The organism is Nostoc sp. UHCC 0251, from assembly GCF_034932245.1.
GTDB lineage: Bacteria > Cyanobacteriota > Cyanobacteriia > Cyanobacteriales > Nostocaceae > Nostoc.
In genome coordinates this window covers 1-9639 of record NZ_JAYGHD010000138.1, presented here as the reverse complement: position 1 = coordinate 9639, position 9639 = coordinate 1, and the positions used below count along the sequence as shown (strand labels likewise).

Sequence of the window (9639 nt, the reverse complement as noted above, 5' to 3'; positions counted from 1 at the left end):
TAAAAAACAAAGGCAATAGTGACTATGTTGCAATTTAAATGCCGATTAGCTTACCGCCATTTCTCATTTTGAACCTGACGCTGTTTATCTGGCTGATGGGCGGAGGATTCCAGCTAAATTCGTGATGGTCTTGCCGCCGTTTCGCGGGCCACGCTTCCTGCGTGAAACACCGGGGCTAACCGATGCCAAGGGGTTTATACCCGTATTACCAACTTATCGTCACCCTGACTTTGAGTCGATTTACGCCGTAGGGGTGATCACCCAACTCAAAGCAATGGAGCAAACCCCCATTCCTACGGGCGCTCCCAAGGTGGGGCTGATGTCCGAGGAAATGGCGCTGGCTGTTGCCCATAATATTGCCCTGGAATTAGGGGTAATTTCTGGATGTCAGAACAAACCAACTCTACAGGCCATTTGCTTCGCGGATTTTGGCGATACTGGAGCGCTGTTTTTGGCCGATCCACTATTACCGGATGAGACAGGACATCGCCACCGGGCCTTAACCTATAACGGCATCTGGGTGTCTTGGATGAAAACAGGATTCGAGAAATATTTTCTGACGAAATTGCGCCTGGGCTGGACGATTCCCTGGTTTGAGCGTTGGGCCTTTCGGGCGATCGGCCTGCCTCTGGTGGAACCGATTATTCCCAGCCCACAACTGATTCAAGTAAAAGGATGAAGATGATTAATCCTCTACTTTACCGGAGGTTTCGACAAGATGAAGCCCAGACATCCAGTTAATCGATTTACGTTCAATCTAAGGTTAACTAGCAAATTAATTGGAGAAAACAATGGCAGACTTATTTTCAGCCGAATGGATGCAAGGTTTTGGTAAACAGTGGAACGCCGAACCTGAGCTAGCCGATGCCCTTGCCAAGATTCATTTTAATTCCGCGATCGCTTATGGTTTTGTAGACGATCCAAACCCGATGGGCGTTCTGATCGTTCAAGAAGGATGGGTGGTTTCTGCCGGAAGTTATGACGGACAAAAACTTAACTGGGATTTACGTGCCGATCGCAATCACTGGCAACAATGGAAAACCAAAGGGTTGAACATGATGGGATTGAGTATGGCGTACATAAGTAAAAAATTGCAATTTCGAGTGGGAGATTACACTGCCATGATTCAAGATCCTCGGATGGCAAAACCATTTATCAAATCGTTCTCAGTCATCGGAAGAGTATAAATTTATGAATAATCAGATATCACAACAGCAGTTAGATTCTATCGTTGCCATATCAACCCTATTCAAGGCAGTTTATGGCCCCGTTCAGTCTTGGCGATTTGGGCGATCGCTGGGGATTGATCCAATTGGTTCAGTATCTACCTGTTCATTTAACTGTGTATATTGTCAACTGGGTAAAATTGAGCATCAAAGCCTGCATCGCCGGATCTTTGTCCCTACCCAAAAAATTCATCAAGAATTGCAATACTTTACGCCATCTGATATCGATTGTGTCACGTTAAGCGGTAGCGGAGAACCTACACTAGCATTAAATTTAGCAGAGATTTTAATCACTGCTAAAGCCTTTACCAATAAAACTATAGCGGTATTGACAAATGGAAGTTTGCTTCTCAATGCGTCGGTTAGAGAAGCGTTGGCGATCGCCGATCTGGTCGCTGTCAAATTTGATGCTGTCGGTATTCGACAGTTTCATCTCGTCAACCGATCGCTATCCGATCTCGACCTGATGCACCTTTGGGCAGGGATATTAGAATTTCGCCGGATGTATATCGGACGACTAGCGATTCAAACCATGCTACTAACCGAATGGAATGATCGAGAACAAGAAACATACATTTCTCTGATGCAGACATTATGCCCAGATGAAATTCAGCTAAATACGCCAACCCGTCCCAAACCTCTAACCCATACTTTGGAGGCAAGAGGTAATCATCTCCCGGAAAACTCTGATTTAGGGCGATCGCTCAAATATGTTTCAGTTGATCTATTGCAGAGCTTTGCCAATCGGATTCAAAGCACATTAGGGATTCCAGTCCGTTATCCAATTCATATTAGTCAATCATGAAGAAAATAAAACTCAAATCTACACATCAATCATCCCTTAACTCAATTCCATTAACCCTTTTGCAACTTCACTCAATAAGGAAGACTCGATCAGATGACTCACACTACCTCAGATGAATCGCAGGGTAAAACAATTGATGGATTCACTGAGCAAAAACAGTCTCCTTCACCAAGGCTTTCTCGTCAGGGGTGGGGACTGTTACTCTTAAGTGCATTACTGCTGGCAGGAGGAACCTGGGGCATTCTACAATTAACTCGCTCTGCCCATTCACCAAAAGCCGCCTTAGTCCCAGCGATGCCTGCGGCGGGCGGAGCCATCGCAGTTGAAACCCTAACTATTCGTTCTCAACCAATTGTCAATACTTTGGAACTTTCTGGTTCAATTCGCCCTGTTGATCAGGCAACCCTGTCAACGCGAGTGATGGGAAGGATTACCAAGTTGTCGCTAGAATCAGGCGATCGCTTCCGTGAAGGTGAAGTTCTGGCTCAGATTGATGTCACAGATATGACTGCCCAAACCAATCAGGCGAAGTCTGGGGTTGTTCAAGCCCAGTCTGTTGTGATGCAACACCAAGCAGAATTATCGCGTTCTCAAGCAATGTTGAATCAGTTTGAAGCGCAAAAAATCGAGACGCAAGCGGCGCTACAGTTAGCAACTATCGATCAGAGGCGGATGGCAACCCTCCGGGCAGATGGGGCTGTTTCCCAAGAGCAATTGGATCGGGCAAACACTGTCTTAACGCAGGCAAAATCTAAGGTTGCTCAGATTAACGCCGGGATTCGCCAAGCAGAAGCGGCGATTAGTCAATCTAATGCGGCGATCGCTCAGTTTCGTTCTGCTGTCAAACAGGCCGAATCTGGTGTCACCTCCGCAGATATCAATGAAAGCTACGGAACGATAATTGCTCCTTTTAATGGAGTCGTGATTCAGAAGTTGGCTTATGAAGGGGAAATGGCAACTCCAGGAACGCCATTGCTAAAAGTCGAAAATCCAGACAAACTTCAGCTTGAGATCGCTGTACCGGAAGAGAAGTTGTGTTTCGTGCGTGTCGGTCAATCAGTCAAAGTACGGTTTAATGCTGTCAATCAAACTTTAAATACTACCATTCAACAAATTGTTCCAGCCGCAGACCCAAAATCTCGCAGTTTCTTGGTCAAAATCCCTCTGAGTAATTCTGGCAGGTTAATTTCTGGGATGTTTGGGCGAATTACCTTACCTTTAGGGGAAAAACAGCAAACAATTTTCATCTCTGCGGATGTCTTGATGCAACGGGGACAATTACAAGGGGTTTATGTGGTAGAAAAAAGCGGCTCTCAACCGATCGCTGTTTTACGTTGGGTAAAAGTCGGGAAAGTACAAAATAGACAAGTAGAAATTGTTGCCGGATTGATGAGTGGCGATCGCATCATTACCAACAAAATTAATCAACTCAGCGACGGACAAGCGATCAACCCGCAACCTTGAATTTTTTGGGGGGTTCCCAATGCAGCGCAAGTTTTTATTCTGGTTTTTGATTTTAGCTTTAATAGTAGTTTTAATCATCCCTCAAGTGGTGAATGGACAAATGAGACGACCTCCGGGAATGATGGGCAATCATGGCATGAGACATGATAACGATACTCAAACGATCCATCAACTCTTTGCCGATCACAATCAAATTCATCGCATTGTAGAAGAGATTCCGGGTGGTATTCGGACTGTGACTGAATCAGATAATCCTCAAGTTGTAACTTTGATTCAATCACATGTCTCTAAAATGTATGACCGTGTTAGCAAACAGCAGCCTATTCCAATGATTGGGATGAGTTCTACGTTGCCAACAATGATTCAGTCTGCAAAGCAGTACCAATGGCAGATGTGTTTGTGCAAATGCCGGGAGCATCGGCGAAGGATGTCGAGCAGCGCGTCACCGCACCGATGGAGAAGTTGATTAAGGAATTGCCGGGAGTGGAATATGTTTACTCTACTTCCAAGCCCGGTTCATCTTTAGTAATTGTGCGATTTCTAGTTGGTCAAAATACAGAAGATTCTATTGTTCAGCTTTATAACAAACTCTACGCTAACTTTGATAAGATTCCCCCCGGTGTTTCCCAACCTTTAATTAAGTCACGAGCGATTAATGATGTACCTATTCTTGCTTTATCTTTATGGGGAGAAAAGACTACTGGCGCAGAATTACGGCAAATTGCGGCTCAATTAGATGAACAAATTAAGCAAATTCCCGATGTTTCTGAAACTACAATTATTGGTGGACAGAAGCGACAACTTAGAGTAGAAATAGATCCCACCCGACTAAATGGATTTGGATTAACACCACTAGAAATTTCCCAGGCATTGCAGTCTCAGAATGTTGAACTTGCTAGTGGTGCTTTAAGTCAAAATAATCAATCGTTTTTAGTTAGAACTCAAAGTTTTATTCGGTCAGCTGAAGATGCCAAAGGGCTTGTAGTTGCTGTTGCGAATAATCAACCCGTTTATTTGCGAGATGTGGCGATCGTTACCGATGGTTCAGAAGAACCCGCCAGTTATGTATTTTTTGGACAAGGAAGTAGGCGAGGGGAGGCAAGAGACAAGGGGAGAAATCATCAGACTCCAGCTGATTTAAATCAAAGCAAAGGAGAGAGCATTACCCAAAATGCTAGTGAAACCGAAGCGGTGACGATCGCGATCGCTAAACGCGCTGGGGCTAATGCTATTCAGGTATCTCATCGAGTTCTCCACAAACTGGAGCAAATTAAGCATAACTATATTCCTCATAATGTTCATTTGACAGTCACTCGTGACTATGGCGAAACAGCCGCAGAACGTTCTAATGAACTTCTGTTTCACATGCTGATCGCTGTGGTTTCTGTGACGTTGCTGATGTGGTTTGTCATGGGCAAAAAAGAGGCAATGGTGGTGGCTGTCTCGATTCCAGTCACATTATCCTTAACTTTGGCCAGCTTTGTTTTTTATGGATTCACACTCAATCGGGTAACATTCTTTGCCTTAATCTTCTCCATTGGGATTTTAGTAGATGATGCGATCGTGGTCGTGGAAAATGTCGGCCGTCATCTGGAATTACCAGAAAATAAAACCCGCTTACAAATTTCTACAAATCGCCGCCGCACCCTGAAACAAATTGTTTTAGAAGCAGTGGATGAAGTTGGTAATCCGACAATTTTGGCAACTGTGGCAGTAATTGCCGCAATCTTACCAATGGCGTTCGTTGGCGGCTTAATGGGGCCATATATGCGCCCAATTCCACTAGGTGCTTCGGCGGCAATGATATTTTCAGCATTGGTAGCATTTATTGTGGTTCCCTGGACAACAATACGGGTATTCACTGGCTCTAGTCAAGCTGCTCATGCTCACGGGGAAGATGCTCTGAGTCAAATGTATCGCCGCTTTATGTATCCTCTGGTGCATTATCCGCGTCGGGGAACGGCTTTTTTAGTGGCAACTGCGATCGCTTTAATCCTAATTTTGGGCGGGTTGGCAGGATTTCGTTTAGTCATCTTGAAGATGCTACCCTTTGACAACAAAAGCGAGTTACAAGTGGTGGTAAATATGCCTGAAGGCACGACGCTAGAGCAGACTGCTAGAGCGACGAGAGAAATGGGACAATATCTTGCCACCGTCCCGGAAGTGATTAACTATCAAAGTTATATAGGTACAGCTTCACCTTATAACTTCAACGGCTTAGTGCGGCATTACTTTTTGCGATCGGGTACCAATGTTGCTGATATTCAGGTGAACTTTTTACCCAAGGGAGAGCGCCAACGTCAGAGCCACGATATTGCTAAATCAATTCGTCCCAAACTGAAGGAAATTAGCGATCGCTACAATGCTCGGATTCAAATTGCCGAAATTCCGCCCGGGCCCCCGGTGCTGCAAACGCTGGTTACAGAAGTCTATGGCCCCGATTACAAAGGTCAAGTTGACCTCGCCAAGCAAATTTTTCAATTATATCAGTCAACTGATGGTGTTGTTGATGTGGACTGGTATGTGGAAACTCCGCAGACAGATTATCGATTAGTAATTGATCGCGAGAAAGCTACACTCAACGGCATCAGTCCCACTCAAATTTCCCAAGTCTTGCAAATGGCAATTTCTGGTGAAAATGTGGGACTTTTACATGATGAAAATGCCCGTGAGGATGTGGCGATTAATCTGCGCTTCAGTCAGTCGAGCCGCACCAGCTTAGACGATCTCAAATCCCTTAATCTGAAGGGCGCAAACGGCAATCTAGTACCTCTGAGTTCCTTAGTGAAAACAGAAACAGCGATCGCTGATACTAGCATTTACCACAAAAACTTACAGCCTGTCGTCTATGTTCTCGGTGACGTGTCTGGCAAAGTCGAGAGTTCCGTCTATGCCATGCTTAACCTGCAACCAAAGATCGATAAACTAATTCCCGCAACAGGTGCAAAAATTCAGACCTACCTGACTGAACAACCCCCAACCACCGAAACCTACTCGATTAAGTGGGATGGTGAATGGCAAGTTACTTATGAAGTCTTCCGCGACTTGGGCATTGCCTTTGCGGTGGTGCTTTTACTGATTTATGCGCTGGTAGTGGGCTGGTTCCAATCATTTACAACCCCATTAGCAATTATGGCAGCCATTCCTTTTTCACTCATCGGAATTATGCCTGCTCACTGGTTAATGGGATCGTTCTTTACAGCCACATCGATGATTGGCTTTATTGCTGGAGCCGGAATTGTGGTGCGTAACTCGATTATCCTAGTGGATTTCATCGAGTTACGCCTGAAAGAAGGGATGCCTTTAGAAGAAGCCGTAATTGATGCGGGAGCCGTCCGGTTCCGTCCAATGCTGTTAACCGCTGCTGCTGTAGTTGTGGGATCGGCAATTATTCTCGCTGACCCGATCTTTCAGGGGCTAGCAATATCACTGATGGCAGGTGAAGTCGCATCCTTGTTACTGTCGCGATCGGCAGTACCAATTCTTTACTATAAACTCTGGCGTAAGCACAAAGGAATTCATAAGGATGCCAATACCCAAGTGGATCAATCTATGGTCGAAATAATTACTAATTCTTAACTATCCCCATGACATGAAGAAAATATCGAGTGTGTGTTTGTTGTGGAATAAAATGTTGTAGCAATTCTTCATGTTTGCAACAGTCGTCAATCTGAAGGAATCGCACAGCCCTTGTGATTGCTTCATTTCGTTTGCAATGACAACTGTTCAACTGGACATGATATAAGTTGAGAAATCGAATTTATAACTCATCACTTGATTCCTCACAAGTTCCTCAAGTTCTTTCCCTAAATTAAGAGTAGATAGAGCCAATGTGCTTTATAGATATAACTACATTGTTGAGTTATGAGAATGCTAGTGAAAACAAGAATTTAAAGTTTAAATTACTAAGTATTCTGATAGAGATTGAACAATAAGGAGGAATTCATGACTACTTTCAAAACTTTTAAACATCAACTTCGTCATTTTTTGATAGCTTTACAACGAGTTATTCAATACATAGCACAAGCAGTTACTAGAATTTTTTCTCCCACTGATGACCAATATCCCAAAACAGGAGTTCAGCCCTTCACAGGAAACCCTGCTGATAAGAAAAAACAAAAGTACTAGCTCTTAAACATTAAGAATACTGTTGAGTGCTTTTTAAATGATGCACTTGAAAAACAGTAATTACTACTGTAACAAAAAATGAGTAGTGACGATGATTATTGAACGCAGAGTTAACAAAGAGGCTTTTGAGTAGGAAGAAGTGTCTAAAATCCTGAAGAAGAAATGGGTTGCTAAACGAATCACAATTAATCTTACATCAGTTGAAGCACAGAAACTTAAAAAATACTGTTCAAGCACGGGCAGACCAGTCACTGATGTAATTCGGCAGTTAATTCGCTTTTTAAAAGTTGAATAAACAAGACAAGGATGATTAGAAATGACATAAAAGAACTTATCGAAGGTGCCAACTTTCGGCTAGTTATTTGTGCGCTAAAACAGCACTAACTCAGGGTTTAGAACTAAAGTTAGTCCAACAATCGATTAAAGAAGGTAAAAATTATGACAAATATTACTGAAACCATTATTAATGATAAGACTCTCATTGGTGGTACTGGCAGCGATTACTTAGAAGTTAATTCTTCAACAGGCAATAACCTACTCGATGGTGGCGATGGCAATGATTCTCTTAGTGCCTTAGGTGACTACGATGTGGTGTCTGGTAATAACACCCTCAATGGTGGCGCTGGTAACGATAGCTTGAGTGCTGAGTATTCAGCAGGCAATAACCTACTCTCTGGTGGCGATGGCAATGATTCTCTTAGCGTTTCTGGTGGCTACTATGACCCTGAAGTATCTGGTAATAACACCCTCAACGGTGGTGCTGGTAATGATAGCTTGAGTGCTTTCTATTCAACAGGCGATAACTTCCTGGATGGTGGCGATGACAATGATTCTCTTAACGTCAATCTTGCCGATGGTAATAACACCCTCAATGGTGGTCTTGGCGATGATTCTTTGAGTGCTAACATTTCAACAGACAATAATCTACTCTTTGGTGGCGATGGCAATGATTCTCTTAGTGCCTCTGACTTCGAGGGCTACAGGTTTGATAACACCTCTGGCAATAACACCCTCAACGGTGGTACTGGTGACGATTACTTGAATGTTGATTATTCACGAGGCGCTAATCTGCTCAATGGAGACGGTGGCAATGATACTCTCACAGCTTCTAGCTACGGCTACGGCTACGGAGGAAGTTTTTATCACACCACTGGCAATAACACCCTTAACGGTGGTGCTGGTGCGGATAACTTGAATGTTGACTATTCATCAGGCAATAATCTGCTCTCTGGAGATGATGGTAATGATACTCTTAGTGCCTCTGGCTATGAGTACGACGAACAGGGCGAGTCTGGCAAAGGAGTCTATCGCAGAGCATCAGGAAATAATACCCTCAACGGTGGCACTGGTGCTGATAACTTGATTGTTGATTATTCAACAGGCACCAATCTATTAAATGGTGGAAATGGCAACGATACTCTTAGTGCATATAGCGCATTAGGTAATAACACTTTTGATGGTGGTTTTGGTAATGATATCATCACAGGTGGAAACGGTAATGATATTCTAATTGGAGGAGATGGTACTGATACCTTTGCTTTCAATAGTTACAATGGGGGCATTGATAGTCTTTATGACTTCAACGCCACTAATGAGTTGATTCAGGTATCGGCTGCTGATTTTGGTGGCAACTTAGCAACACCTTCACTTGAGCCAAGTGAGTTTACCATCGGAATATCTGCAACCACTAGTACTCAACGATTCATTTATGACTTTTCTACAGGTGGACTGTTTTTTGACCAAGATGGCAGTACGTCTGGCTTTACACAGGTAAAATTTGCACAATTATCTGCTGGATTATCACTAACCGAAAACAATTTTGTGGTTGTTTAATTGTGATTAGCGCTCCATTTAGGCAGGGATTCCGAGGTGCTGAAAATAACATTTTGCGCTCGATTGAGCCGTGCAATAAAATGCTTACGCTGTATGAAAAATCGGCGTTGCTGAATCAAGGGATGATTCCAATACTTTTCGGATAAACCCAACAATCTCTTTTTTGGTCTGGGGGAAAGGTTA

At 43.6% G+C, this 9639-nt stretch carries 10 protein-coding genes; 9 read left to right on the top strand and 1 reads right to left on the bottom strand.

Translation table 11 applies throughout. From position 1 onward, the window contains the following. The first annotated feature begins 121 nt into the window (after nt 1-121). The 9 genes from VB740_RS15285 to VB740_RS15245 all read left to right on the top strand — a co-directional run bounded on the left by VB740_RS15285 (nt 122) and on the right by VB740_RS15245 (nt 9456). On the top strand, nt 122-679 hold the full coding sequence (locus tag VB740_RS15285) for a hypothetical protein (protein WP_323200833.1): 558 nt from the start codon (nt 122-124) through the stop codon (nt 677-679). 112 nt (nt 680-791) lie between these two features. Further along, a complete protein-coding gene (locus VB740_RS15280; RefSeq protein ID WP_323200832.1) occupies nt 792-1187 on the top strand; it encodes a hypothetical protein in 396 nt (131 codons plus the stop codon). A 4-nt stretch (nt 1188-1191) separates the two neighbouring features. After that, on the top strand, nt 1192-2031 hold the full coding sequence (locus VB740_RS15275) for a radical SAM protein (protein ID WP_323200831.1): 840 nt from the start codon (nt 1192-1194) through the stop codon (nt 2029-2031). A gap of 93 nt (nt 2032-2124) precedes the next feature. Next, the gene (locus tag VB740_RS15270) at nt 2125-3495 is read left to right on the top strand and encodes an efflux RND transporter periplasmic adaptor subunit (RefSeq protein ID WP_323200830.1); all 1371 of its coding nucleotides are present in this window, start codon (nt 2125-2127) and stop codon (nt 3493-3495) included. Between the two features lie 19 nt (nt 3496-3514). Further along, a complete protein-coding gene (locus VB740_RS15265) occupies nt 3515-3961 on the top strand; it encodes a hypothetical protein (RefSeq protein WP_323200829.1) in 447 nt (148 codons plus the stop codon). Then, the gene (locus VB740_RS15260; RefSeq protein ID WP_323200828.1) at nt 3880-7074 is read left to right on the top strand and encodes an efflux RND transporter permease subunit; all 3195 of its coding nucleotides are present in this window, start codon (nt 3880-3882) and stop codon (nt 7072-7074) included. The genes VB740_RS15265 and VB740_RS15260 overlap by 82 nt, the downstream gene beginning before the upstream one ends. 366 nt (nt 7075-7440) lie before the next feature. Continuing rightward, nucleotides 7441-7623: a hypothetical protein gene (locus VB740_RS15255; RefSeq protein WP_323200827.1), complete on the top strand. Its 183-nt coding sequence runs from the start codon at nt 7441-7443 to the stop codon at nt 7621-7623. Nucleotides 7624-7774: 151 nt separating this feature from the next. Further along, nucleotides 7775-7918: a CopG family transcriptional regulator gene (locus tag VB740_RS15250; RefSeq protein WP_323200834.1), complete on the top strand. Its 144-nt coding sequence runs from the start codon at nt 7775-7777 to the stop codon at nt 7916-7918. A 143-nt stretch (nt 7919-8061) separates the two neighbouring features. Next, nucleotides 8062-9456, top strand: a complete 1395-nt coding sequence (locus tag VB740_RS15245) for a calcium-binding protein (RefSeq protein ID WP_323200826.1) — start codon at nt 8062-8064, stop codon at nt 9454-9456. Here the strand turns inward: VB740_RS15245 and VB740_RS15240 are convergent. Beyond that, a partial coding sequence (locus VB740_RS15240) for a hypothetical protein (protein ID WP_323200825.1) occupies nt 9453-9639 on the bottom strand: 187 nt, incomplete at its 5' end. The genes VB740_RS15245 and VB740_RS15240 overlap by 4 nt on opposite strands.